We start from the raw sequence: 24411 nt of genomic DNA on the forward strand, positions 1-24411 counted from the left end.
TGGCGGTAGGGCCGGATCGGATAGGGTTTCGCCGTGAGTGGTGCCACGTCCCGGACCCGGCGACGGATGTCGCGGGCCGAGCGCAAGCGTCAGATGCTCGACGTGGCCGAGCAGGTTTTCGCCGAACGCGGCTACCGCGCCGCCTCCATGGACGAGATCGCCGAGCGCTGCGGCGTGTCCAAGCCGATGCTGTATGAGTACTTCGGCTCCAAGGACGGCCTGCTGATGGCGGCGATCGACCGCGCCAAGGCCGAGCTGTATGAGGTGACCAGCCGGGCCATGGCCGAGGCGGACACCCCGCAGGAGATGGTCTGGCGCGGCATGCTCGCCTATTTCGAGTTCATGGACTCCCACAGCCACTCGTTCGCGATGCTGCTGCAGGAGCCGATGGTCGGCCCGCCGGCCACCGGGGAGGCCCTGGAACAGGCCCGCCGCCAGCAGAGCGGGCTGATCGCGCCGATCATCGCCGCGCTGGCGCCGAACATGCCGCCGCAGGCGGTGGACGCCTACACCGAGATCATCATCGGCGCCTGCGAGCGGCTGGCGGTGTGGCGGCTGCGCCACCCGCAGGTGACCGCCCGCGACGCCGCCGCCTACATGGCCGACTTCACCTGGAACGCCATGAAGCACCACCTGCCGGAGCACGCCTCCCTCCCCACGGCCGTCCCCGGCGTGCCAAGATCGGAAAGCCCCGCGGACTGAAAGACACCGCACCCGGAGGTCGCCATGCCCGTAGCCCCGTTCGACGGTGCGCTGGCCGTGGTCACCGGAGCCGGCAGCGGCATCGGCCGGGCCACCGCGCTGGCGCTGGCCGGGCGCGGCGCCACCGTGATCGCCGCCGACATCGACGGCGAGGCCGCCGAGCGCACCGCCGCGCTGGCCGGCGCGCAAGGCCCGGCGGCCACCGCCTACCGGGTGGACGTGGCGGACGCGGCGGCGATGGAGAAGTTCGCCGCCGACGTGCGGGCCGGTCACCGGGTGCCCGACATCGTGGTCAACAACGCCGGCATCGCGATCAGCGGCCCGTTCCTGGAGACCGGCGTGGCCGACTGGGAGCGGATCCTCGGGGTCAACCTGTGGGGGGTGATCCACGGCTCCCGGCTGTTCGGGGCGCAGATGGCAGAGCGCGTCCGGGCGCTGCCGGTCACGCCCGACAAGGGCGGCCACATCGTCAACATCGCCTCGGCCGCCGCCTATGCGCCCAGCCGGGCCATGCCGGCCTACTGCACCACCAAGGCCGCGGTGCTGATGCTCAGCGAGTGCCTGCGCGCCGAGCTGGCCGGGGCGCGCATCGGGGTCACCGCCGTCTGCCCCGGCTTCGCCGAGACCTCGATCATCGACAACGCCACCATCGTCGGGGTGTCCGCCCCGCAGGCCGAGCGCCTGCGCGAGCTGGGGCGGCGCGGCCTGCGCCTGCGGCGCTACCCGCCGGAGAAGGTCGCCGAGCGCATCGTCGAGGCGATCGTCAAGAACAAGGCGGTGGTGCCGGTCAACTTCGAAGGCCACCTGCTACGCGGCCTGTCCCGGCTGTCCCCGCGCGCCCTGCGCCTGCTGGCCCGGGTCCCCATGCCCACGCCCCGGGTCCGGTGACCCCCAAACGGGCTCAGGCCAGCAGTGAGGCGGCGTCCCGCTCATGGACGCGGGCGTCCGGCTGGTCGATGAGGGCCAGGCAGGCGGCATAGCCGGGCCCCGGTTCCAGGGCGTGCATGGTGATCCGGGAGGCCATGCCGGCACGGCCCTGCCAGTCCCGCAGGCGGGGGTGCTCGTCGGGAGCCGACACCCGAAGGTCGGCCAGCGGCACGCGCAGCCCGTCGCCGGTGGCCTTCACCACCGCCTCCTTGCGGGTCCAGTACTCCAGCAGGCCGCGGCGGCGGGCCTGCGGCCCCAGCCCGCGCAGGTCGGCGGCCTCCTCGGGGTCGAGCACCTGGGCGGCGATCTCGTCGGTCAGCCGGTCCGACAGCTCCTCGACGTCCACGCCGACCGGGCCGCCGCCGCTGAGGGCGACCACCACCCGCTCCCCCGAGTGCGACACCGACAGGTGGGGCCCGCCCTCGATCACCGGACGTCCGTGGGGGGCGCCGCACCCCGAGCAGGTGCGGTCCAGCGGCACCCGCTCGGGCGGCACGCCCAGCAGCTCCCCGGCCGCCAGCCGGGTGACGGCGGCGCCCAGGGTGAACCGGTCCCGGTCGTCCGGGCGCAGGTAACGCTCGCGGCGGCCCCGTTCGACCTCGTTGAGCAGCTCGGTGTGCCAAGGCCGCACATCGGTCAGCCTCGCCCACCACACCTGACACTCCAGCACGGGGCCAAGGTACACGTACCGGGACGAAAGGCTCTTGACTGTCAGTCTTATAGCGGTGACCTTGAAGGCCGGACACCGACCGATCGGTCGGGCGGGCACACACAACGGCAGGGGTCACGGCATGACGACGGGCGTACGTTTCGGCGAGCGCAAGCGGGCCTATGAGGAGCTGCGGGCCCGCGCGGCGCGGATCGCCACGGGGCTGGCGGATCTCGGCGTGGGCTCGGGCGACCGGGTCGCCGTCATGCTCCGCAACGAGCCGGCCTTCCTGGAGGTCACCGAGGCCGCGCAACTGCTGGGAGCGCTGCCCGTCCCGGTCAACTGGCACTGGCGGGGCGAAGAGCTGGCGCACCTGTTCGGCGACAGCGGCGCCAAGGTGGTGTTCGCGCACACCGATCTGGTGCCGAAGGTGGAGGAGGTGCTGCCGGAGGACGTCGGGCTGGTCGAGGTGCGGGTGCCCGACGAGGTGACCGCCGCCTACGGGCTGCCGCCCAACGGGGTGACCCGGCGCCATCCGACGCTGGAGGCGCTGATCGAGTCCAACGAGCCCTGGCGGGAGCCGGCCGCCCAGGCGCCGCCGAGCGTCATCTACACCTCCGGCACCACCGGCAGGCCCAAGGGGGTCCGCCGCAAGCCGCACTCCCCCGAGGACACGGTCAAGATGGCCATGGGGATCTTGGAGGTCTTCGGGCTGTCGCCCGAGATGCGCACGCTGGTCCCCGCGCCGCTGTACCACAGCGCCCCGAACGTGCACGCGCTGCTGGCGAGCAGGCTGGGCATCGATCTGACGATCATGCCGAAGTTCGACCCCGAGGGCCTGCTGCGCACCATCGAGCGCAACCGCATCGAGCACATCCAGATGGTGCCGACCATGTTCATCCGCCTGCTGCGGCTGCCGGAGAAGGTGCGCAAGAGCTATGACCTGTCGTCGCTGAAGGCGGTGGTGCACGCCGCCGCGCCGTGCCCGGTGGACGTCAAGCAGGCCATGATCGACTGGTGGGGGCCGATCCTGCGCGAGTACTACGGCGGCACCGAGACCGGCATCATCACCGCCAGCGACTCGCAGCAGTGGCTGGCCCACCCCGGCACCGTGGGCCGCGCCGTGTGGGACTGCGACGTGAAGATCCTGGACTCTGAGGGCAGGGAGCTGCCCGCCGGGCAGGTGGGCGAGGTCTACCTCAAGCCGCCGTCGTTCTGGCCCGACTTCACCTACATCGGCGATGACGCCAAGCGGCGCGGCATCGAGCGCGACGGGTACCTGACGGTCGGCGACATGGGGTACCTGACCGAGGACGGTTACCTGTTCCTGTGCGACCGGGCCGGCGACATGGTGATCTCCGGCGGGGTCAACATCTACCCGGCCGAGATCGAGGCCCATCTGCTGAAGCTGGAGGGCGTGCAGGACGCGGCGGTGTTCGGCATCCCCGACGCGGAGATGGGCGAGGCGCTGGCCGCGCACATCGTGGCCGATCCGGCGGCCGGGCTGACGGCCGAGCGGGTGCGCGAGCACGTGCGGGCGGGCATGGCCGGCTACAAGGTGCCCAAAGTGGTGGTCTTCGAGCAGTCGCTGCCGCGGGAGGAGACCGGCAAGCTGTTCAAGCGCAAGCTGCGCGACCCCTACTGGGCCGGCGCGGGGCGGCGGATCTGACGCCGCTGCCGGCAGAACCCGATTCTGCGGAAACCCTTTTCACTCTGGGTAATTCGTCGTCACGACGATAAGCGAGGGCAAAGCCGTTCGAAAATCTTGAAAAATCCTCATCTCCTGCCCCAGGAGATATGCAGCGATCACCATTTCACACGACCCCGACATGACTTTCTCACCGTGCGTGCCGGAGATGTCACGACAAGGCTCGCCCTCATCCGGCGCATGACGTCTGCGAGCGGGCCGAACGCCCCGGAGAAGACGGGCGCGCAATGGCACCAAGTGCAATAAAGCGAGGGCCGCCGGTCGGTGCATCGACCGGCGGCCCTGCCGCCGTGTTGTACTTTCTCTGCCGAGGCGCCCCGGGATCAGACCCAGGACACCCCACCCGGTCGCGCGGCCACCTTCTGTGTCTCCTCCTCCCGGGCACGAGCCTCCCCTCCGCCCGTGCCCGATGCCGAACGATACCCCCCGTGAATGGGCTTACACCCGCATTTACCGCAATATTCTAAAGGCGCTTCATCGGTGTCATGCCAGGTTCCGCCGGTCCGCGGGAACAAATGCCTTAACGGAGGTTCCGCAGCACTTCCCGGGCCACCGCGGCGGCCTCCTCCAGAGACCTTTGCCGCTGCCGGGCCGAGGGGGTCCCGCCATCCGTCCGCTCGGTGTAGCGCACCGTTATCACCACATTGCCGCTGCGCACCGCGACCTCCCCGATGGCCAGCGGCCGGCTCCGGTCCACCCGGAACCAGCGGTAGGCCTGGTCCCCCAGCCCGGGCTGCTCCTCCAGCGTCACCGTCCGCTCCTCGGTGACCTGGCGGGCCAGCCGCCACTTGATGTCGAAGTGCCGGCGGGCGCTGTCCACCGGCGTGATCGCGCCGGTGGCCGAGTAGAGCCGGCTGTCGATCTCCAGCCAGCGCTCCGCGCCCCGGCCGGAGGAGGGGCCGTACCCGCAGTAGCCGAAGGTGTTGTTGCCGCTGGAGGTCCGCTCGGCCCCCGGCACCAGCCGCTCGACCGTCGCCTCCGACACCGTCCGGCAGGCCGGCGGCAACGCGGTGTAGACCGGGCCGCCCGCCGCCTTGGTGGCCGCGGCCGGCGGACGCGACGCCGACGCTCCCCCACTCGGCCCGGACGCGGAGCCCTCCTCGTCGCCGCCCAGCGGCAGCAGCCACTACACCACCGCCACCGCGGCCGCGGCCACTCCCACGACCGCCGGCAGGGTCACCAGCCTCGACCGGTGTGCCGTATCCGGAGGCTCTGGAGGCGAGTAGATCCGGTCGAAGCCCCCCGGCGGCCGTGGCAGGCCCACTCTCACCCCTCCCGCGCTGCTGCTCCCCTCCGAAGGCTAGGCAAAGCCCGCAGCCCTGACCAGGCCGGTGGCTCAGCCGGAGAAGTGGATGGGGTTGACCAGGTCGGCGTAGATGAGCAGGGCGCCCATGAACAGCATGACCAAGGCCATCATGTAGGTGAGCGGCAGGGCCTTGGCGACGTCCACATAGCCGGGGTCGGGACGGCGCAGCAGCCTGGCGAAACCGCGCTTGACCGCCTCCCAGAGGGCACCGGCGATGTGACCGCCGTCCAGCGGCAGCAGCGGGATCAGGTTGAAGGCGCCGACGCCGAAGTTGACCGCGGCCAGCACCGAGATGAACCAGGCGATCTTGTCGGTGGTGGGGTGCTCGGAGGCGATGATCTCACCGCCGATCCGGCTGGCGCCCACCACCCCGATCGGGCCCTCGGGGTCGCGTTCCTGCCCGCCGAAGGCGGCGTGCCACACGTCCACCATCCGCTGCGGCAGCAGCGCCAGCGCCACCACGGTGCGCTCGGTCATCTCGCCCATGTGGGCGGCCACCGCGCCCGGCCCCAGCCGCTCCCGCTCCACCAGCGGGGAGATGCCCAAAAAGCCGACCGTCTCGATCTTGTCGGGGTCGTCCAGGGAGCGCAGCCGGTTGGTGGTGACCGGCACCTGCAGGGTGCGGCGGACGCCGTCGGCGCCCTCCACGACGACCTGCACGGTGCGCCCGCCGGAGTCGCGGATCAGCTTCTGCAGCTCGGTGTAGTCGGAGATCTCCTTGCCGTCGTAGGAGATGAAGCGGTCACCGGGCCGCAGGCCCACCTGCGCGGCGGGGGTCAGCGGCTCGTCGGGACGGCACTCGCGGCCGGCCTCGGCGGCGGGGATGACGCACTTGGAGACCGAGCTGATCACCGGCTGCGGCCGCTCCACCCCGAACCCCATGATCAAGATGGCGAAGAACACCACCGCCAGCAGGATGTTCATGGCCGGCCCGGCGAACATGATCAGCAGCTTCTGCCACCACTTCTTGGCGTAGAAGACCCGGTTCTCATCGCCCGGCCCGACCTCCTCCAGCGCCGCGCCGCGGGCGGAGTCGATCAGCCCCTGGAACGGTCCGGTGCGCATGGAGCGCACCCGGATGGTCCCGTCCGGCCCGACGACGTCGCCCTTGCGGGGCGGCAGCATGCCGATCATCCGGATGTAGCCGCCGAGGGGCAGCCACTTGATCCCGTACTCGGTCTCCCCCTTGCGGACCGACCACAAAGTGGGCCCGAACCCGACCATGAACTGGGTGGTGCGGACGCCGAAGAGCTTGGCGAAACTGAAGTGCCCCAGTTCGTGCAGCGCGATCGACAGCATGAGCAGCAAGAAGAACAGCAAGGCGCCGCCCAGCACGATCAGCGATTCCATGTGCCCTCCGGGTTATCCGCAATGGGGACAAGCGTATGTCATGTCATACGGACGAACCCCCTGGCGAGATGCCCGCTTCCGGCCGCCCTCATGGGCGCCGCGGCGACCGTCCTGCATGCGACGGGGGTGGGGAAACCCGCCGGGAAGGCCGCGCGGAGAACTCAGGTGAGGAAACCGCGCAGCAGGGCGGCGGTGCCCTCCAGGTGCTCGACGACCGCGATCCGGGCCGCCTCCGGGTCGCCCTCCAAGATCGCCGCCACGATGGCCTCGTGCTGCTGGGCCGAGTGCTCGATGTTGCGCTTGAGCACCGGGATGGCGTTCAGCAGGTCGGTGACCCGCATCCGGGCGTCGGCGCAGGCGGCCGACAGCAGGGTGGAGCCGGTCAGCTCGGCGATGGTGAGGTGGAAGCGGGCGTCCAGCCGCCGGTAGTCGGCCTCGTCGGCGTTGTTGGCCTCCTCCAGCGCCCGCCGCAGCCGGGCCGTCTGCGTCTCGTTCAGCCGCATGTCGGCCAGCAGCTGGGCGGCGCCGGTCTCGACCGCCATCCGGTAGGTGAGGGCGTCGGTGAGCTTTTCGACCTGCCCCTCGGCGACGCGGGCCAGATCCCCGCTCTGCGGACGGGGCGTGCGGTAGATCACGAAGGTGCCGCCGGAACGGCCCCGGCGGGACTCCACATACCCCTCCTGCTGGAGCGCGCGGATCGCCTCCCGGAGGGTGACGCGGCTGACGCCGAGCCGGGGCGCCAGCTCCCGCTCCGGGGGCAGCCGCTCGCCGTGCGCCACCACTCCGAGCTTGATGATCTGCAAAAGCCGCTCGACGGTCTCTTCGAAGGCGTTGCCGGCCCGGACGGGGCGGAGCACCGCGGCGAGCGGGTCGCTGGGAGGCTCCTGCGGCGAACCGTGTGCCTGATCGTCGATCTCGCTCAGCATTACCGCCCTTCGGTGCTGGTTGAGGCCGTCCGGGGCAACGTTACCGCTCGATCGGCCGCTCGCCCATCGTCGCCGCTCCCGCCCGGGCCCGCCGCCGCGCGCGGCGGCGGCTACCCTGGCCCGCGTGGCGGTGCAGATCGCGGTGTGCGGGCCGGGCGAGTGCTCGCCGCGGGAGGAGCGGTGGGCCCGCCAGGTGGGCCGGCTGCTGGCCGAACGGGGCGCGGTGGTGCTGTGCGGCGGCTACGGCGGGGTGATGGCGGCGGCCGCCGCCGGGGCGCGCGCGGCCGGCGGCACGGTGGTGGGTCTGCTGTCGGGCGCCGACCGGCAAGGCGCCTGCCCGGATCTGACGGTGGTGGTCCCCACCGGGCTGGGGCAGGCCCGCAACGCGGTGCTCGTCAACTCCGCCGACGCGGTGATCGTGGTGGGCGGTTCGTGGGGGACGCTGTCGGAGCTGGCCCACGCCATGCGGCGCGGCACCCCGGTCGTGGCGCTGGGCGGCTGGCGGGTGATCGACGCCGCGGGCGGCCCGGTGCCGGGAGTGCGGCATGCCGCCACCCCGGCCGAGGCGGTCGAGTCGGCCTGGCCCGCCGCCTGACCGCCCCTGTGACGGAAAGCGCGCTCTGCTCCGCTCCCGTGCCCATGGGGGCGGGCTGCTAGCCTGAGGCCCAGCCGTCGACCCCGTGCGGGAGAGTGCCCTCGCAGCCGGCGGGGGACGCCGAAGGAGCAACCCCTCCCCGGAACCTCTCAGGCCCACGGACCGCGCGGGACAGGCGACCTCTGGAAAGAGGGGACGCACGTCCCCCGCCGAAGGTGAAAGCGTCCCGGGCCGTGGGGCGTGAATCTCTCAGGCGCCGAGACAGAGGGGGAGGCACCGTCCACACCTGGTGCGGGTGGGAACATGAGACCAGCGCACCGTGACAAGGAGCCGACCCGTGTCTGCCGACAACACCACCGCCAAGAAGACGCCGCTGTATGACGTCCACCGTGAACTCGGCGCCACCATCGTCGACTTCGCCGGTTTCCTGATGCCGCTGCGGTACGGCGGCGAGACCGCCGAGCACCGTGCGGTGCGCACCGCGGCCGGCCTGTTCGACCTGTCCCACATGGGGGAGATCTTCGTCCAGGGCCCGCAGGCCGCCCAGGCGCTGGACTACGCGCTGGTCGGCCGGCTGTCGACGGTGAAGGTCGGCCGGGCCCGCTACACCATGCTGTGCGCGCCGGACGGCGGGGTGCTGGACGACCTGATCGTCTACCGGCTGGCCGACGACCGCTTCCTGGTGGTCGCCAACGCCGCCAACGTGGCGACGGTGCATCGGGCGCTGACCGAGCGCGCCGCCTCCTTCCAGGCCGAGGTCGCCGACCGCTCCGACGACTACGCCCTGATCGCGCTGCAGGGGCCGCACTCGCAGCGGATCCTGTCGCGCTTCACCGATGTCCCGCTGGCGGAGGTGAAGTACTACGCCTGGGCCGAGGGCGCCGTCGCCGGCGTGCCGGCGCTGATCGCGCGCACCGGCTACACCGGCGAGGACGGTTTCGAGCTGTTCGTGGCCGCCGGCGACGCCGTCCGGCTGTGGCGGGAGCTGGCCGGGGCCGAGGGCGTGCTGCCGGCCGGGCTGGCGGCCCGGGACACGCTGCGGCTGGAGGCGGGCATGCCGCTGTACGGCAACGAGCTGACCGCCGAGACGACGCCGTACGAGGCGGGACTGGGCCGGGTGGTCAAGCTGGACAAGCCCGGTGATTTCGTGGGCAAGAAGGCACTGGCCGCCTACGCCGACACCCCCGCGGGCCGTAGGCTCGTGGGGTTGGTGGCGCGCGGACGCCGGGCGCCCCGCAAGGGGTACCAGGTGGTGCGGGCCGACGACGGCGCCGTGTGCGGCGTGGTGACCAGCGGCGCGCCGTCGCCCACGCTGGGCAGGCCGATCGCGATGGCCTACGTCGATCGCGGGGCCGTCGGGGCCGAGCTGGCCGTCGACGTCCGCGGCAGGCGGGAGCGGGTCGACGTGGTCGATCTGCCGTTCTACAAGCGTTCTGAGACGTCCTGAAGGCGCGTATCCGGGAGAGAGAGCAATCGTGAGCGTTCCAGAGCAGCTCCGTTACAGCGAGGAGCACGAGTGGGTGGCCGGGCTCGGCAACGAGGACGGGGTGGTGACCATCGGCATCACCGCGCACGCCGCCGACGCGCTGGGTGAGATCGTCTATCTGGAGCTGCACCGCAACGAGGGCGAGACGGTGGAGGCCGGGGAGCCCTGCGGGGAGGTGGAGTCGACCAAGTCGGTCAGCGACATCTACTCCCCGGTGACCGGCGAGATCACCGCGATCAACCAGGCGGTGATCGACGAGCCCAAGGTGATCAACGACGACCCCTACGGCGAGGGCTGGATCCTCAAGGTCCGGGTGGAGGAGGAGCCCACCGACCTGCTGGACGCCGAGTCCTACGCCAAACTGATCGAGGAGTCCTGATGAGCTTCGGCCTGCACGACTCGCTGGCGGAGGTGGATCCGGAGGTCGCCGAGGCCGTCCGGGCCGAGCTGCACCGCCAGCAGTCCACCCTGGAGATGATCGCCTCGGAGAACTTCGCCCCGGTGGCGGTGCTCCAGGCGCAGGGCTCGGTGCTGACCAACAAGTACGCCGAGGGGTACCCCGGGCGGCGCTACTACGGCGGCTGCGAGCACGTGGACGTGACCGAGCAGCTGGCGATCGACCGGGCCAAGGCGCTGTTCGGCGCCGAGCACGCCAACGTGCAGCCGCACTCGGGCGCCCAGGCCAACACCGCGGTGTACTTCGCGCTGCTGGAGCCCGGTGACACCGTGCTGGGCCTGGACCTGGCGCACGGCGGTCACCTGACGCACGGGATGCGGCTCAACTACTCCGGCAAGACGCTCAACTTCGTCCCCTACCACGTGCGCACCGAGGACGGCCGGGTGGACATGGACGAGGTGGAGCGCCTGGCCCGGGAGCACCGGCCCAAGATGATCGTGGCGGGCTGGTCGGCCTACCCGCGGCAGCTGGACTTCGCCGCCTTCCGGCGCATCGCCGACTCGGTGGGCGCGCTGCTGATGGTGGACATGGCGCACTTCGCCGGGCTGGTGGCGGCCGGGCTGCACCCCTCGCCGGTGCCGCACGCCGACGTGGTCACCACCACCACCCACAAGACGCTGGGCGGGCCGCGCGGCGGGCTGATCCTGTGCCGCGAGCAGTACGCCAAGAAGATCAACTCGGCGGTGTTCCCGGGCATGCAGGGCGGCCCGCTGGAGCATGTGATCGCGGCCAAGGCGGTGGCGCTGAAGATCGCCGCCTCCGAGGAGTTCCGCGAGCGGCAGGCCCGCACCCTGGAGGGCGCCAAGATCCTGGCCGAGCGGCTGCTGGCCGCCGACTGCGCCAAGGCCGGGGTGAAGGTGCTCACCGGCGGCACGGACGTGCACCTGGTGCTGGTGGACCTGGTGGAGTCGGAGCTGACCGGCCGGGACGCCGAGAACCTGCTGCACTCGGTGGGCATCACGGTCAACCGCAACGCGGTGCCGGGCGACCCGCGCCCGCCGATGGTCACCTCGGGCCTGCGGATCGGCACCCCCGCCCTGGCCACCCGGGGCTTTTCCGCCGACGACTTCGCCGAGGTCGCCGACATCATCGCGCTGACCCTGCAGCCCGACCCCGACATCCCCGCGCTGTCGGCCCGGGTCCGCGCCCTGGCCGAGGCGCACCCGCTGTACCCGGAGCTGTGACCGGCCCCGCCGTGGTCCCGCAGCCGGGATGCGCCCGGTTGCGGGACCACGTGCGGCCTTCCGAAATCGCAGACGATCGCGTTCGGTGTCGCGGCATATCCGACGCTGGAGGAAAAAGCCGCCGCGCCGCTTCACTCGATCATCTGCAACCATCCGTTCGTCGATGGCAACAAGCGAACGGCCTGGGCGGCCGCGGAGATCCTGCCGGTCGCGAACGGGCATGCCTCCGGCCTGACCGAGGACGAGGCGTTCGACCTCGTGCTCCGCGTCGCCACCGCGTGCTCTCAGATCGAGATCAAGGACATCGCGGCGTCGCTACGAGTGGTCCCCTACGATCCCGGGCGGTGAACGGCCGTCAGGGCGTGATGTTCATGCCGGCCAGGACGCGGGTGGCCAGCGTGGTGTCGCCGGAGACGGTGACGGTGACCTGGTCGGGGGTGCGGCGGCCGGTGGACAGCAGCAGGTAGGTCTCCCAGTCCATGCGCAGCGAGGCGGTCGGGTCGGTGAGCGGATCGACCTCGGCGGCGCGGCCGCTTTCCCCCACCGCCGCATAGCGGGTGAAGGCGATGGGGCCGGTGACCTCCAGCCTGAGGGACTGGCCGGGGCGGGCGCCGGCCCTCTTGGCCAGCACGTACGGCAGGCCGGACAGGAGGTGGTCGCGGGTGAGGCGGGCGGCGGGGGCGTCGAGGTTGCCGGAGCGGCCCACCGCGCGGCGGATGTCCTGTTCGTGGGTGTAGCAGTCGAAGGCGCGGATCCGGATGAACTGCACGTACGGGCCCGGCTTGCCGGTGGGCAGGATGACCTCCTGGTCGGGGTCCATGCCGGGCAGCTGGGCCAGCCGCCGGTCCAGCACCTCGGCCAGCTCGGCGACGACCTTCTCCGGCGGCAGCGGGCGGCGCACGTCCACGTCGATCTCCAGCATGCGGCCGAAGTCGTTGCGCACGTGCGGCAGGTGCTCGGGCAGGCGGTGGTCGGGCTGGGGCTCGCCGAGCATCATGCGTTCCACGCCGATCAGGTGGGAGAGGACATCCTTGACCGTCCAGCCGGGGCAGTCGGTGGGCCGGTCGTAGTCGGAGGGCTGCAGTTCACCGGTCAGCGCGAGCGTCGAGCGCAGGGTCTGCTCCCAGGCCGCCACGCTTTGAGCCATGTCCTCTCTCATGGCATGGGAGGGTCTCACGAGAAGGTTGCTTCAGGCAACCCTTCAGTTCTCCAGCCAGATGTAGCCGGCGAACCGGCCGGTGCGGCCCTCCCTGCGGTAGGAGTACAGCTCCGGGGACTCCAGGGTGCAGCGCGCATCGTGCCGGACGTCGGCGACCCCGGCGGCCTTGAGCTGGGCCTCGATGCCGGCGCGCAGGTCCAGGGCGGGCGTGCCGCGGCGGGTGGTGGCGCGGGCCTGCGGGACCGCGGCGGCGACCTCCTCGCGCAGCTCGGCGGGGACCTCATAGCACAGCCCGCAGGCGGCCGGGCCGATCAGCGCCGTCATCTGGGCCGGGTCCGCGCCGCGCGCGCTCATCGCCTCCACCAGGGCGGGGACGACGCCGAGCGCGGTGCCGGCCCGGCCGGAATGGGCCGCGCCGACCAGCCCGGCGACGGGGTCGGCGACCAGGACGGGGGCGCAGTCGGCCACCAGGACGGCCAGGCCCAGGCCCGGCCGGTCGGTGAAGACCGCATCCAGCCCGGGCGGATCGTCCCCGAAGGGCTCGGTGACATAGCGGACCTCGGCGCTGTGGACCTGCCGCATGAAGACCACCCGGGCGGGGTCCAGTCCCAGCTCCCGGGCGGTGGCGTGGCGGTTGCGCCGGACCGCCTCGGGGTCGTCGCCGACGGAGCCGCCGAGGTTGCGTTCATCGAACGGCGGGGCGCTCACCCCGCCCTTTCGGTCGGTGATGGCCGCCCGCACCCGATCGCCCAGCCGCATCGCGCCAGCCCTCCGTCCCCGTGCGCCGGGCTTTTTCGCCATGCCGCCCGGCTGCAGACCCACCGGCTTCGCTTCGCCGGAGAGGTTATCCCACGGCGGGCGACGGGCCGGTGGCGCGCTCGGGCGCACCACCGGCCCTGAAGGATGCGCGCGGTTACTTCAGCTTGCCGCGGGCCTTGTCCCGGGCCTGCTGGGCCTTGCTGCGGGCGTCGTCCATGATGTCCTGGGCCTGACCGGCCTGGTCCTGCCGGTCGGGCCGCATGGCCTCGGCCCGCTCGCCGCTCTTCGACCGCTGCGCCTTATTGCTTTTCGCCACGACAATTCCCCCCATTAAGTGCGACGTGGCCTTGCGCCCCCTATATACCCGGGGAGTCGAAATCATGCACCGAACTTTCGAACTTTCCAGACGCCCGTCAAATGTGTTCAAATCGGATGATTATCGGCAGATCGGGCTTGTTCGTCAGGGCGCGGCAATGAGCGGCCGGTCCTTTTTCTATCGCCGTATAAAGCTCCGCCAGATCTGCTTCTTCGGCGCAGCCGACGGTCATGGTCACCCGCGGCCGGAAGGCGGTTCCGGCGACGCGGGCCCGGGCCGTGCGCACCCCCGGCAGCCTGCGCGTCTCCACCGCCAGGCGCCGGGACGCCGCGGCGATCGCCGCGGCGTCCCGGCGCGCCGCAGTTCTGCCGGCCCATGCCCGCATCGCGGCCCACCATGGAGCCTTGCTCCGCCTCTCCTTCAGGGCACCGGTTCGCATGCCCCTTTTCTCACCCGGGGAAGGGCAAAGACACCCATGGGCGCGGCGGATCAGCGGAACACGACGGTTTTGTCGCCGTTGAGCAAGATGCGGTGCTCGCTGTGCCAGCGGACGGCGCGGGCCAGCGCCAGGCATTCCATGTCGCGGCCGACCGCCATCAGATCGGCCGGGCTGTGGGTGTGGTCGACCCGGGCGACCTCCTGTTCGATGATCGGCCCCTCGTCCAGCTCGGGGGTGACGTAGTGCGCGGTGGCGCCGATCAGCTTGACGCCGCGGGCGTGCGCCTGGTGGTAGGGCCGGGCGCCCTTGAAGCTGGGCAGGAAGGAGTGGTGGATGTTGATGATCCGGCCCGGCAGCTTGCCGCACATCTCGTCCGAGAGCACCTGCATGTAGCGGGCGAGCACCACCAGGTCCACCCGGTAGTGCTCCACCAGCGCCAGGATCTCGGCCTCTTGAGCGGCCTTGCCGCCCGGCCCGATCGGCAGGTGGTGGTAGTCGATCCCGTACGACTGGGTGAGCGGGCGCAGGTCGGGGTGGTTGGAGGCGACCGCCACGATATCGATGGTGGACAGCTGCCCGGAGCGGCGGCGGTACAACAGGTCGTTGAGGCAGTGCCCGGCCTTGGAGACCAAGATGAGCACCCGGGTGGGCACGGAGGCGTCATACAGCCGCCAGTCCAGGGCGAACTCCGGGACCAGCGCGGCCAGGGCGGTGCGCAGCCCGTCGGCGACGGCGCCGGGCTCGGGGCCGGGGACGGTGAACTGCACCCGCATGAAGAAGCGGCCGGTGATGGGATCGCCGTACTGCTGGCTTTCGACGATGTTGCACCCGCGCTCGGCCAGCAGACCGGAGACCGCGGCGACGATGCCGGGCCGGTCCGGGCACGACAGCGTCAGGATGTAGTCAGAACTCACGTCAAGGCTTTCTGAGCTGGCACTACGGGACGGGCAAGGCGCCGTCTTCTCGTGGTGTGACCAATGTATTACAGCCCTGTGGCGCCGCTTGAGCAGGTGGCCTGCGGTTTCGCCGGGCCCGGCGCGCTCCCTCGGCACACCGAGCCGCGACCGGATCACCCTGATTCGCCGGAATCACTCTCGCTTGAGTGTTCTCATGGCGCTCATCCCGGTTAGAGTCGCCGGCATGCGATGGGCCGCGCTGCTCGCGCTCGCCACCGTGCTCGTGACGGCCGCCTGCGAGGCGGAGACCGGCGCGAAGGGCGGTGCCGACCGTCCGACGCAGGGGACGCCAGGGACGCCGACGAAGACGCCGCAGAAGCCGGAGCGGGTGCCCGAGAAGGTGGCGGGCATCCCCACCAAGGCCGGCACCCACGTGCTCAAGCTGGACTTCGGCGGGCCGCTGGGACGCCAGTACCGCCTGCGCGTGCCGCCCCGGCTCGCCGGGGGCCGCTGGCGGGACGGCAGGCCCGCCAGACCGCTGCCGCTGGTGGTGGCCATGCACGGCGGCGCGGCCAACGCCGCGCAGATGGAGCGGCTGAGCGGCTTCAACCGGGTGGCCGACCGCGAGGGCGTCCTGGTGGCCTACCCCGAGGGGTTCATGTTCAGCTGGAACGCCGGTTTCTGCTGCGGGCCGGCCAAGCTGGCGAACAGCGACGACGTCGGGTTCGTCACCGAGCTGGTGCGCACGCTGACCGAGGCGGGGCTGGCCGATCGCAGGCGGGTGTACGCCACCGGCTTCTCCAACGGCGCCGGCATGGCCTACCGGCTGGCCTGCGAGGCGCCGGGCACGTTCGCCGCGATCGGGGTGGTGGCGGCGGCCATGGCGATGAAGCGGTGCGACCCGGCGCCGACCTCGGTGCTGATCATGCACGGGACGGCCGACCGCAACGTGCCCTACCACGGCGGCGGGCGGCGCGATTTCAACGACTCCCGGCCGTTCCCGCCCGTCTCGCACGCGGTGGACTACTGGCGCAAGGTCAACGGCCTGCCGCCGCCGCGGCGCGCCCTGACGGTGGCCGGCGGGCCGGACTGCCGTACCAGCGGCAAGGGCGAGGCGGGCACCGAGGTGGCGCTCTGCCGGATCGAGGGCGGCGGACACGTCTGGCCCAAGGGGGCACAGAACACCATTTGGGCGTTTTTCGACGCCAATCCGCGCCGCCGCTAGAATGTGAAGAGTTCTCATATTAATTTCCCGTCCCCTGCACTCCCGGCGGTGACCTCCCGCATGAACCTCCGCAAGCGGTACGACACCGCTACGGCCGCGCTCGAAGCCCCCCTGGCGATCGTCGACCTGGACGCCTTCCGCGCCAACGCCGCCGACCTGGTGCGCCGGGCCGGCGGCAAGCCGATCCGGGTGGCCAGCAAGTCGGTGCGCTGCCGGGAACTGCTCACCCAGGTGCTGGCCATGGACGGCTTCCGCGGGGTCATGGCCTTCACGCTGCCGGAGGCCCTCTGGCTCGCCGCGCACCGGGTCAGCGACGACATCCTGGTCGCCTACCCCACCGTCGACCGCACCGCCCTGGCCGAGCTGGCCGCCGACGAGCACGCCCTGTCGGTGATCACCGTGATGGTCGACTGCGCCGAGCACCTGGAGCTCATCGGCCAGGCCGCCGCGCGGGCCAAGGCCCCGCTGCGGGTGTGCATCGACATCGACGCCGGCTACCGCCTGCTGGGCGGCCGGGTGCGCATCGGCGCGCTGCGCTCTCCGATCCACGACCCCGCCCAGGCCGCCGAACTGGCCCGGCGGATCGAACGCAACCCCGCGCTGCACCTGGCCGGGCTGATGGCGTACGAGTCCCAGATCGCCGGGGTCGGGGACGCCCCGCCCGGCAGCCCGCTGCGGGCCGGGGTGATCCGGGCCATGCAGTCGCGCTCCCGCATCGAGCTGGCCCGCCGCCGCGCCGCCATCGTCCGGGCCGTCCGGCAGGTGCGGCCGGACCTGGAGTTCGTCAACGGCGGCGGCACCGGCAGCGTGGAGAAGACCGCCGCCGAACGAGCGGTCACCGAGGTCGCCGCCGGGTCCGGGCTCTACCAGCCGCACCTGTTCGACTACTACACCAACTTCCGCGGCCGGCCGGCCGCACTGTTCGCCCTGCCGGTGGTGCGCCGGCCCAGGCCGGGCGTGGTGACCTGCCTGGGCGGCGGCTACCTGGCCTCCGGCCCGGCCGACCGGCTCCGCCTGCCCCAGCCCTACCTGCCCGAAGGGCTGTCCTATGACCCCAACGAGGGCGCCGGGGAGGTGCAGACCCCGCTGCGGGGCGAGGCCGCCGACCGGCTGGCCATCGGGGACCGGGTGTGGTTCCGGCACACCAAGGCCGGCGAGCTGTGCGAGCGGTTCGACGTGCTGCACCTGGTGGAGGGCGAGACGGTGACGGCCACCGTGCCGACCTACCGGGGCGAGGGCCGCACCTTCCTGTGAGCGGCCCGGCCCGTGGCGGGCGCGCGTAGATTGGGCACATGAGCGACGCTCCCGTCATCAGCGTGCGCGGCGAGGCCGTGCTGGAGGCCGACCCCGAGATCGCCCACCTGTCGGTGTACGTCCAGGCCGAAGACGACGACCGCCGTGCGACGCTGGAGCGGCTCACCGAGCGCAACCGGCGCTGCCTGGAGCTGGTGCGCTCCTACGGCGAGGCCGTCGAGCGCCTGGAGACCGGCGCGCTCACCATCACCCCGGTGCTGCGGCGCCGGCGCCGCGAGGGCGAGATCCGCCGCTACCAGGGCACCGTCTGGATCAAGATCACCATCGGTGACCTGAGCGTGCTCGGGGAGCTGGTGACCCGGCTCGGCGACCTGGAACGCACCCGGGTGGACGGGCCCGAGTGGGCGCTGCGCCCCGACAGCCCCGTCCGCGCCGAGGCCGCCCGGCAGGCCGTCCGGCAGGCGGTGCAGCGCGCCCACGACTACGCCGAGGCGCTCGGTTGCCGCCTGACCGGAATGGTGGAGCTGTCCGACGAAGGGCTCGGTCACGGACGTCCGGAACCCTTCGAGCCGGTGCCGGTGGCCTACGCCGCCGCGGTGGAGAGCGCCGACGCCGAACCGGAGGCCATCTCCCTGGAACCGGCCGTGCAGATCGTGCGGGCCGCGGTGGAGGCCCGCTTCACCGCCACGCAACCCCAGCTCATCACCCGTGGGGAACGAGCCGCCCGCACCCCCTCCGACAGTTAGGCCGCCCGGACGGGCATGGCCGGCGCGGGAGGCTTCGATGAACATTCGAGCCGATTCACCGGTGTCCGCCAAGTAATGTCAGTGCCATCGGTCAGGATCGTGCCCGGGGACGTCCGAAAAGGGCACGAGCCGGCGAAGGGCGGGAAAACAGGGCCTCGACGGGAGGTGCCGATGGCCGCACCGGATGGGCAAGCCGCGGCGCAGCCGCCCCTGGACGACCCCTGCGGCGAGCGGACGCAGGCCGGGCGGCCGCTGCGCGCCGGCGGCGCGCGGGCCGACGACGGCCTGGATGTGTTCCTGGCCGGGCGGGTGTTCATGGACATGATCTTCACCGGGCTGCCCGGGCTGCCGCCGCCCGGCACCGAACTGGTCACCGACGGGCTGGGCTCGGCGCCCGGCGGCATCGCCAACATCGCGGTGGCGATGAGCCGGCTGGGCCTGCGCACCGGGCTGGCCACCGTGATCGGCGACGACATGTTCGGCGCCTACCTGTGGCGGACGCTGTCGGAGCAGGAGGGGGTGGATCTGACCTGGTCGCGGCGGCCGGCCGGGTGGCCCACCCCGGTCACCGTCTCGCTGGCCTACGACTCCGACCGCAGCATGGTCACCTACGCCCGGCCGCTGCCGCTGACCGCCGACGAGCTGGTCGCCGTCCCGCCCCGGGCCGCCAGCTGCTTCGTCGACATCGACCGCCCGCTGCCGTCGTGGGCGCTGACCATGCGGCGCAGCGGGGCGCTGGTGTTCGCCGACATCGGCTGGGACCCCACCGAGACCTGGTCCACCGACGTGCTGGACCGGCTCGCCGAGGTCGATGTGTTCCTGCCCAACGCCGTGGAGGCCATGGCCTACACCCGCACCCGCACCCCCGCCGAGGCGCTGGAGGCGCTGGCCGAGCGGGTGCCGGTGGTGGTGGTCAAACAGGGGGCGCTGGGCGCCATCGCCATCGACTCCACCACCGGCGAGCGCGCCTCGGCCGCCGCCCTGCCGGTCCGGGCGCTGGACACCACCGGAGCCGGCGATGTGTTCGCCGCCGGGTTCGTGTTCGGCACGCTCGCCGGATGGCCGCTGATGCAGCGGCTGCGCTTTGCCAACCTGTGCGCCGGGCTGTCGGTGCGCCACCACAGCGGCTCGCTGGGCGCGCCCTGCTGGGGCGAGATCGCCGCCTTCGGGGAGACCTCCGACCTGCCCCCGGAGGTGCTGGCCGACTACGAGTTCGTGATCCCCTACATCCCCGCCGCCGAGCTCGGCAACGGCCCGGAGTCGGTCACCCGCGCCCAGCCCACGCTCCGCTGAAAGGACGCCCATGAGCATCAAGATCGCCATCGTCGGGGCGGGCAGCGGCTACATGCCGGGAGTGATCCGCGGACTGCTGCACCGGGCCGCCGACCTGGCCGGCGCCGAACTGGCCTTCCACGACGTCCACCGCGAGCACCTGGCGCTGATGGCCCGGCTGGCCACCGCCATGTTCGCCGCCCGCGGCGCCGACTTCACCGTCACCTCCCACACCGAGCTCAAGCCCGCCCTGGACGGCGCCTCCTACGTGTTCACCACCTTCCGGCCCGGCGGGATGGCCGCCCGTCACCTGGATGAGTCGATCCCCCTCAAATACGGCGTGGTCGGGCAGGAGACCGCCGGTCCCGGCGGGTTCCTCATGGCCTGCCGGTCGGTGCCGGTGCTGCTGCGGATCGCCGAACTCGCCGACCCGGACGCCTGGATCGTCAACTACACCAACCCCACCAACATCGTCACCGACGCGGTGCTGCGGTACCGGCCCGGCACCCGCATCATCGGATTGTGCGACCAGCACGTCGGCGACACCGAGATGTGGGCCGAGCTGCTGGGCCTGCCCGCCGCCAGGCTGGAGGCCGACTGGATCGGCCTCAACCACGCCACCTGGGCCGAGCGGGTCCGCCTGCACGGCGAGCCGCTCGACCTGCCGGCCCTGCTGGCCGACCTGGAGATCCCCGGCGGGGGCGCCACCCCGTGGCGCGACCCGTCCCGGATGGCCGAGCTGGCCCGCGCCCTGGGCCTGCTGCCCAACTCTTACGCCAAGTACTACTTCTTCCACGACGAGGTGGTGCGAGAGCTGCGCGCCAAGGGCACCACCCGGGCTCAGGACATCTCGGCCATGCTCCCCGGCTACTACGCCTCCCTGGCCGCCGAGGCCGCCAAGCCCGACCCCGACCCCAGCCGGGAGCGGGGCGGCGGCGAGCACGGCGAGTTCGCCGTGGACGTCATCTGCGCCCTGCACCGCGACGAGGACCGCCGCATGATCGTCAACATCCGCAACGACGGCGCGATCTCCTCGCTGGACGACGACGCCGTCGTGGAGGTGCCCGCCCGCATCGGCCGCAAAGGTCCTCTCCGGTCGGCCATGGGCCCGCTCCCCCTGCCGGTGCGCGGCCTCACCCAGGCCATCTGGACCTATGAGCGGCTCGCCGCCGACGCCGCGGCGACCGGCGACCGGCGCACCGCCCTGCAGGCGCTGATGGCCCACCCGTTCGTGCGCGACAAGCACACCGCCGAACGCATCCTCCACGAGGGCCTGGCCGCCCACCGCGACCACCTCCCCCAGTTCGCCCGCTGACCGCCCGGGTTGAACTGCACGGCCGCCGCGGCCGTACACCCGGGTGGGGATGCACCGGCGGCCGCCGGGCCACCGCGGGCGGCTTCACCGCGCAAGGCTCCCGGCGGCTCGTCATGGACCTGTCCTCCGGCATGGAGCCCCGGCACGCCGCCGCCTTCGGCCTGAGCACGGCCGGCGGCCGGCCCGTGCTGCGCACGCCCATCCCCCGTCCATGACGAAGCGCCGGCCCCGCACGGAGCCGGCGCTTTCTTGCGCACCCTCGGCTCAACGCCGGCGCCGCCGGCCGCGCCGCCACAGCATGAACGCGGTCACGACGACCACGGCGCCGACGCCCACCGCGATCACCCTGCGGTCGACCGGCCCCGCCTCGCCGTCGGTCTCCCCGGGCGGCGCCACCAGCGCGCCCACCGCGGCGATGACCTGCCCGGTCTCCTCTTTCAGCCGGGTCACGCCGCGCTGCGCCACGTTGCGCGGATTGACCCGGTCGACGATCTCGTCGATGGTGCGCGCCAGCTCTTCCCGGGTGCGCTCGATCTCCTTCTCCAGCGCTTCCGGATCGGGAGCCTTGTCAGCCATGCCGTGTCCTTATCGTCCGAGCCTCCTGCGGCAGACGATCAGTGTTGCAGGTACCGCGGCGCATCGCCCGTCACACCCCGCCGGACGCGCCGCCCGCACCGGTACGGTGGGAGCCGATCCATCGCGCCGGGGAGCGTCCGCGGCCCTGCCGGTTCGGGCCGGGCGTTCCCGAACCGCCGCGATCGTCCGTCCCTGCTGAACGAATCCGCTGAATGGAAAGGCACAAGCCGATGTCCGAACGGCTGCAGCCCGGCGACGTCGCCCCCGACTTCGAGCTCCCCGACGCCGACGGCACCACGGTCTCGCTGTCCTCGCTGCGCGGGAAGCGGGTGATCGTCTACTTCTACCCGGCGGCCATGACCCCCGGCTGCACCAAGGAGTCGGTGGACTTCCGCGACAGCCTGCCCGAACTGGAGGCGGCGGGCGTCGCGGTGGTCGGCATCTCCCCCGACCCGCCGGCCAAGCTCGCCAAGTTCCGTGAGCGCGACGGCCTGACCTTCCCGCTGCTGTCCGACCCCGACGCCAAGGTCCTGCGGGCCTATGGCGCCTATGGAGAAAAGAAGCTGTACGGCAGGGTCGTGGTGGGGGTCATCCGCTCCACCTTCGTCATCGACCCCGAAGGAAAGGTCGAAAAGGCCTACTACAACGTGAAGGCCACGGGACATGTGGCCCGTCTCCGCAAGGACCTCGGCTTGTAGCGGTTTCGCGGATTTGTGCGGGCGGGGGGACTCGAACCCCCACAGTGTTGCCACCAACAGATCCTAAGTCTGCCGCGTATGCCAATTTCGCCACGCCCGCCCGGCCGCGTGGAGGCCGTGATCACAGCTTAGCCTCCCTCGCGAGCCCGGTGCATGCGCTCACGGCGGGGCCGGTTACGGCCATCTGAAAAACTCGGGCGTACCGGCCTGTCGTATGGGATTACGCTGACTGGGGGTCCGAGCGCGGTCAGGAGGGCTTGGTGAGCGGTTGTTCCACCCGCCGGCTGCTCCCCTGCGGCTACCCGGGTCCCCTCCCGCCCGTTCTTCCCGGGCGCCTCGCCGCCCCGCCGGTGGCCGATGGCGCGTCGGCCCGCCCGGACCCGCCGCGGGCGTGCGCGGGCCGCTCCCCGTCGCCTTCGTCTCCGGTCCCGGCGAGGCCGCATCGAGCGGGCACGGGTGGCCCCCGGTGAGGTCGCCGTCCCCCCGTCCCGCAGACCGCCTGGAGCACGACGTGCTGGTGTACGGCGGCCTGGAGGAGTATCTGGCGGCGACGGTGCCCCATCTGCGGGAAGGGGTGGAGGCCGGGGAGGTGCCGCTGGTGGTGGTCCCCGAGCCGAGGCTGAGCGCGCTGCGGGACGCGCTGGGGGCCGACGGACGGGAGGCGACGTTCGTCGACGCCGACGAGTTCTATGCGCACCCGGTGCGGGCACTGCGCGACTATGACCGGATCCTGCGCCTGCACGCACCGCGCCGGCTGCGGGTGGTGGGCGAGCGGAACTGGTCCGACGATCCGCTGGAGACGGTGGAATGGGCCCGCTACGAGTCGCTGGTGAACACGCTGTTCGCCGCCTCGGGCGCCCGGGTGATCTGCGCCTATGACCGGGACGCGGTGCGGCCGCAGGTGCTGGAGCACGCCCTGCGCACCCACCGGCGGCTGATCGACGGCCGGAGCGAACGGCACAACGACGCCTACCCCGAAAGCGACTACCTGGAGCCGGCCGGGTTCGGCGCGGACGGCGCCTGGAGCCCTCCGCCCCCGGACGCCGCGCACCTGCCGTTCGGCGCGATGGAGGATCTGCAGCGGGTGCGCAGGTTCGTGGCGGCGCGGGCGAGCGGGCACGGGCTGGACGAGAAGCGGATCGCGGCCCTGGAGACGGCCGTCACCGAGGCGGCGACCAACGCGCTCAAACACGGCGCCGCGCCCAGATGGGTGCGGGTGTGGCGGCGGCCGGGCGAGTTCGTCTGCGAGGTGAGCGACCACGGCCGCTGGCGCCCGGGGGCGCTGGCCGGTTTCACGCCGCCGGTCTCGGCGCTGGAGCGCGGGTTCGGGCTGTGGACGGTACGGCTGCTGGTGGACGTGGTGCGGCTGCACGCCGGGGAGGACGGCACGTCCGTCCGTCTGCTGATGCGCAGGTGAGCCCCGTCCTTTCCGGGGCGGAAGAAGCGGAATTCACCGATTCCGCTGGGCGGAATGACCGCGCTTTTGCACGTGCGTCTCAGATAACCGCAAATCCTGTTTGCAATGTGGTCCCCAACGCGGTGAAGCCGGGCGTACTCTGGAGGCTCTCCCTGTGAAACGGCGGTGAGAGCGCGATGTTTTTCCCCGGCCCGGTCCGCAGGATGGTCAGTGATCTACGGCCGGGCGATCACGCCTGGTTGGCCTTCGCCGGTGAGGACGAGCGGAACCTGGTGGTGGGCTCGTTCATCGACACCGCCCTGGCCGGTGAGGACAAGGTGGTCGTGCTGGCCGGCCGGGAGGAGATCACCCTGCCCACCGGGGACCGGGTGACCGTGGTGCCGCTGAGCGAGCACCCCTCTCAGGCCCTGGATCCGCGCCGGCCGGCGCAGGTGCTGCGGACGGAGATCGACCGGGCGCAGCGGGCGGGCTACCGCGGGGTGCGGATCGTGGCCGATCTGACCTGGACGCTGCGCACTCCCGGCGGGGCCGGGCTGGTGCTGGACTGCGAGCGGCACATCGAGGAGGTGGTGGGCCCGAGCACGTCGGCCATCGCGATCTGCCAGGTGGACCGGCGGGCCTGCCGGCCCCGCGAGCTGGCCGCGCTGAAGGACGCGCACCCGGTCACGGTCACCGCCGACCCCGACTTCGCCGACTCGGTGCTGCGCATCGACCGCACCTTCCACCCGCTGGGGCTGGCGCTGAGCGGGGAGCTGGACGCCGCCCGGCACGCGGTGTTCGGGGAGGCGCTCTCACAGGCGCTGGCCCGCGCCAACGGCTCCCCGGTGCACGTGGACATGGCGGAGCTGAAGTTCATCGACGTGGGGGCGCTGGCCATGCTGGCCAGGGCGGCCGACGCCCGTCCCCGAGGCGGCCCGCTGGTGCTGGACCGGATGCCCGCCCCGGTGCGGTCGATGGTGGAGATGATCGGGCTGGACCGGCTGCCCGGCCTGCGGCTCGGCATCCCGCATCCGGACGTCCACGGCCCCGACCCTTAAGGGCCCGTCCCG

Annotated in this window: 25 protein-coding genes, 1 tRNA gene, 1 pseudogene and 2 riboswitches; of the genes and pseudogenes, 16 read left to right on the forward strand and 11 right to left on the reverse strand. The window is 72.3% G+C overall.

All coding sequences use genetic code 11. The annotated features are described in order from the left end of the window. Positions 1–33: 33 nt before the first annotated feature. On the forward strand, positions 34–702 hold the full coding sequence (locus TCUR_RS18880) for a TetR/AcrR family transcriptional regulator (RefSeq protein WP_245536899.1): 669 nt from the start codon (positions 34–36) through the stop codon (positions 700–702). Positions 703–726: 24 nt separating this feature from the next. Next, complete coding sequence (locus TCUR_RS18885) at positions 727–1590, forward strand: SDR family NAD(P)-dependent oxidoreductase (protein WP_052305555.1); 864 nt, start codon at positions 727–729, stop codon at positions 1588–1590. 13 nt (positions 1591–1603) lie between these two features. Here TCUR_RS18885 and TCUR_RS18890 read toward each other — a convergent pair whose 3' ends face one another. Then, complete coding sequence (locus TCUR_RS18890; protein WP_148233061.1) at positions 1604–2299, reverse strand: 4'-phosphopantetheinyl transferase family protein; 696 nt, start codon at positions 2297–2299, stop codon at positions 1604–1606. A 121-nt stretch (positions 2300–2420) separates the two neighbouring features. On the opposite strand from TCUR_RS18890, the gene TCUR_RS18895 reads away from it, so the two are divergent. After that, positions 2421–3947, forward strand: a complete 1527-nt coding sequence (locus TCUR_RS18895; RefSeq protein WP_012854153.1) for an AMP-binding protein — start codon at positions 2421–2423, stop codon at positions 3945–3947. A 559-nt stretch (positions 3948–4506) separates the two neighbouring features. Here the strand turns inward: TCUR_RS18895 and TCUR_RS18900 are convergent. From TCUR_RS18900 to TCUR_RS18910, 3 genes are all read right to left on the reverse strand, one after another. Further along, a complete protein-coding gene (locus TCUR_RS18900; protein WP_012854154.1) occupies positions 4507–4971 on the reverse strand; it encodes a hypothetical protein in 465 nt (154 codons plus the stop codon). Between the two features lie 351 nt (positions 4972–5322). Continuing rightward, a complete protein-coding gene (locus tag TCUR_RS18905) occupies positions 5323–6642 on the reverse strand; it encodes a M50 family metallopeptidase (protein ID WP_012854156.1) in 1320 nt (439 codons plus the stop codon). 161 nt (positions 6643–6803) lie between these two features. Continuing rightward, positions 6804–7568: a FadR/GntR family transcriptional regulator gene (locus TCUR_RS18910; RefSeq protein ID WP_012854157.1), complete on the reverse strand. Its 765-nt coding sequence runs from the start codon at positions 7566–7568 to the stop codon at positions 6804–6806. A gap of 124 nt (positions 7569–7692) precedes the next feature. Between TCUR_RS18910 and TCUR_RS18915 the strand changes: the two genes are divergently transcribed. The 5 genes and pseudogenes from TCUR_RS18915 to TCUR_RS25785 form a co-directional block, all read left to right on the forward strand. Next, entirely contained in the window at positions 7693–8163 is a 471-nt protein-coding gene (locus tag TCUR_RS18915) for a TIGR00725 family protein (protein ID WP_012854158.1), read from the forward strand. Between the two features lie 78 nt (positions 8164–8241). After that, a riboswitch (glycine riboswitch) is annotated at positions 8242–8338 on the forward strand. 4 nt (positions 8339–8342) lie between these two features. Beyond that, positions 8343–8431, forward strand: a riboswitch (glycine riboswitch). A 69-nt stretch (positions 8432–8500) separates the two neighbouring features. Further along, complete coding sequence (gcvT, locus tag TCUR_RS18920) at positions 8501–9610, forward strand: glycine cleavage system aminomethyltransferase GcvT (RefSeq protein ID WP_012854159.1); 1110 nt, start codon at positions 8501–8503, stop codon at positions 9608–9610. 28 nt (positions 9611–9638) lie between these two features. Then, entirely contained in the window at positions 9639–10028 is a 390-nt protein-coding gene (gene gcvH / locus TCUR_RS18925) for a glycine cleavage system protein GcvH (protein WP_012854160.1), read from the forward strand. Then, positions 10028–11290, forward strand: a complete 1263-nt coding sequence (locus TCUR_RS18930; protein WP_012854161.1) for a serine hydroxymethyltransferase — start codon at positions 10028–10030, stop codon at positions 11288–11290. The genes gcvH and TCUR_RS18930 overlap by 1 nt, the downstream gene beginning before the upstream one ends. Positions 11291–11341: 51 nt before the next feature. Continuing rightward, positions 11342–11638: pseudogene (locus tag TCUR_RS25785) on the forward strand (type II toxin-antitoxin system death-on-curing family toxin); the annotation flags it as partial. A gap of 7 nt (positions 11639–11645) precedes the next feature. Here TCUR_RS25785 and TCUR_RS18935 read toward each other — a convergent pair. The 5 genes from TCUR_RS18935 to purU form a co-directional block, all read right to left on the reverse strand. Continuing rightward, a complete protein-coding gene (locus TCUR_RS18935; RefSeq protein ID WP_012854162.1) occupies positions 11646–12437 on the reverse strand; it encodes a maleylpyruvate isomerase family mycothiol-dependent enzyme in 792 nt (263 codons plus the stop codon). A gap of 54 nt (positions 12438–12491) precedes the next feature. After that, a complete protein-coding gene (gene pgeF / locus TCUR_RS18940; protein WP_012854163.1) occupies positions 12492–13208 on the reverse strand; it encodes a peptidoglycan editing factor PgeF in 717 nt (238 codons plus the stop codon). 154 nt (positions 13209–13362) lie between these two features. Further along, positions 13363–13524: a hypothetical protein gene (locus tag TCUR_RS27175; protein ID WP_169313043.1), complete on the reverse strand. Its 162-nt coding sequence runs from the start codon at positions 13522–13524 to the stop codon at positions 13363–13365. A gap of 97 nt (positions 13525–13621) precedes the next feature. Beyond that, complete coding sequence (locus tag TCUR_RS18945) at positions 13622–13909, reverse strand: hypothetical protein (RefSeq protein WP_012854165.1); 288 nt, start codon at positions 13907–13909, stop codon at positions 13622–13624. A gap of 104 nt (positions 13910–14013) precedes the next feature. After that, a complete protein-coding gene (gene purU, locus TCUR_RS18950) occupies positions 14014–14877 on the reverse strand; it encodes a formyltetrahydrofolate deformylase (RefSeq protein WP_012854166.1) in 864 nt (287 codons plus the stop codon). A gap of 226 nt (positions 14878–15103) precedes the next feature. On the opposite strand from purU, the gene TCUR_RS18955 reads away from it, so the two are divergent. From TCUR_RS18955 to TCUR_RS18975, 5 genes are all read left to right on the forward strand, one after another. Next, positions 15104–16084: a CE1 family esterase gene (locus TCUR_RS18955; RefSeq protein ID WP_041440087.1), complete on the forward strand. Its 981-nt coding sequence runs from the start codon at positions 15104–15106 to the stop codon at positions 16082–16084. Positions 16085–16144: 60 nt separating this feature from the next. Next, a complete protein-coding gene (locus TCUR_RS18960; RefSeq protein WP_012854168.1) occupies positions 16145–17338 on the forward strand; it encodes an amino acid deaminase/aldolase in 1194 nt (397 codons plus the stop codon). A gap of 38 nt (positions 17339–17376) precedes the next feature. Next, positions 17377–18084 (forward strand): SIMPL domain-containing protein, encoded by a 708-nt coding sequence (locus tag TCUR_RS18965; RefSeq protein ID WP_012854169.1) that lies wholly within the window; start codon positions 17377–17379, stop codon positions 18082–18084. A 171-nt stretch (positions 18085–18255) separates the two neighbouring features. Further along, positions 18256–19377, forward strand: coding sequence for a carbohydrate kinase family protein (locus TCUR_RS18970; RefSeq protein WP_012854170.1), 1122 nt, complete (start codon positions 18256–18258; stop codon positions 19375–19377). A 10-nt stretch (positions 19378–19387) separates the two neighbouring features. Then, positions 19388–20671, forward strand: a complete 1284-nt coding sequence (locus TCUR_RS18975; RefSeq protein ID WP_012854171.1) for a family 4 glycosyl hydrolase — start codon at positions 19388–19390, stop codon at positions 20669–20671. 264 nt (positions 20672–20935) lie between these two features. Here TCUR_RS18975 and TCUR_RS18980 read toward each other — a convergent pair whose 3' ends face one another. After that, positions 20936–21247 carry a DUF3618 domain-containing protein gene (locus TCUR_RS18980; protein WP_012854173.1) on the reverse strand — a complete coding sequence of 104 codons (312 nt, stop codon included), beginning with the start codon at positions 21245–21247 and terminating at the stop codon, positions 20936–20938. Between the two features lie 230 nt (positions 21248–21477). Between TCUR_RS18980 and bcp the strand changes: the two genes are divergently transcribed. Continuing rightward, a complete protein-coding gene (gene bcp / locus TCUR_RS18985) occupies positions 21478–21945 on the forward strand; it encodes a thioredoxin-dependent thiol peroxidase (protein WP_012854174.1) in 468 nt (155 codons plus the stop codon). Between the two features lie 16 nt (positions 21946–21961). Here bcp and TCUR_RS18990 read toward each other — a convergent pair. Next, positions 21962–22045 (reverse strand) — tRNA-Leu (locus TCUR_RS18990). 366 nt (positions 22046–22411) lie between these two features. Between TCUR_RS18990 and TCUR_RS18995 the strand changes: the two genes are divergently transcribed. Beyond that, on the forward strand, positions 22412–23362 hold the full coding sequence (locus tag TCUR_RS18995) for a sensor histidine kinase (RefSeq protein WP_012854175.1): 951 nt from the start codon (positions 22412–22414) through the stop codon (positions 23360–23362). 239 nt (positions 23363–23601) lie between these two features. Further along, positions 23602–24399, forward strand: coding sequence for an STAS domain-containing protein (locus TCUR_RS28395; RefSeq protein WP_052305558.1), 798 nt, complete (start codon positions 23602–23604; stop codon positions 24397–24399). Positions 24400–24411 lie beyond the last annotated feature (12 nt).

It is taken from the genome of Thermomonospora curvata DSM 43183 (genome assembly GCF_000024385.1).
Lineage (GTDB): Bacteria > Actinomycetota > Actinomycetes > Streptosporangiales > Streptosporangiaceae > Thermomonospora > Thermomonospora curvata.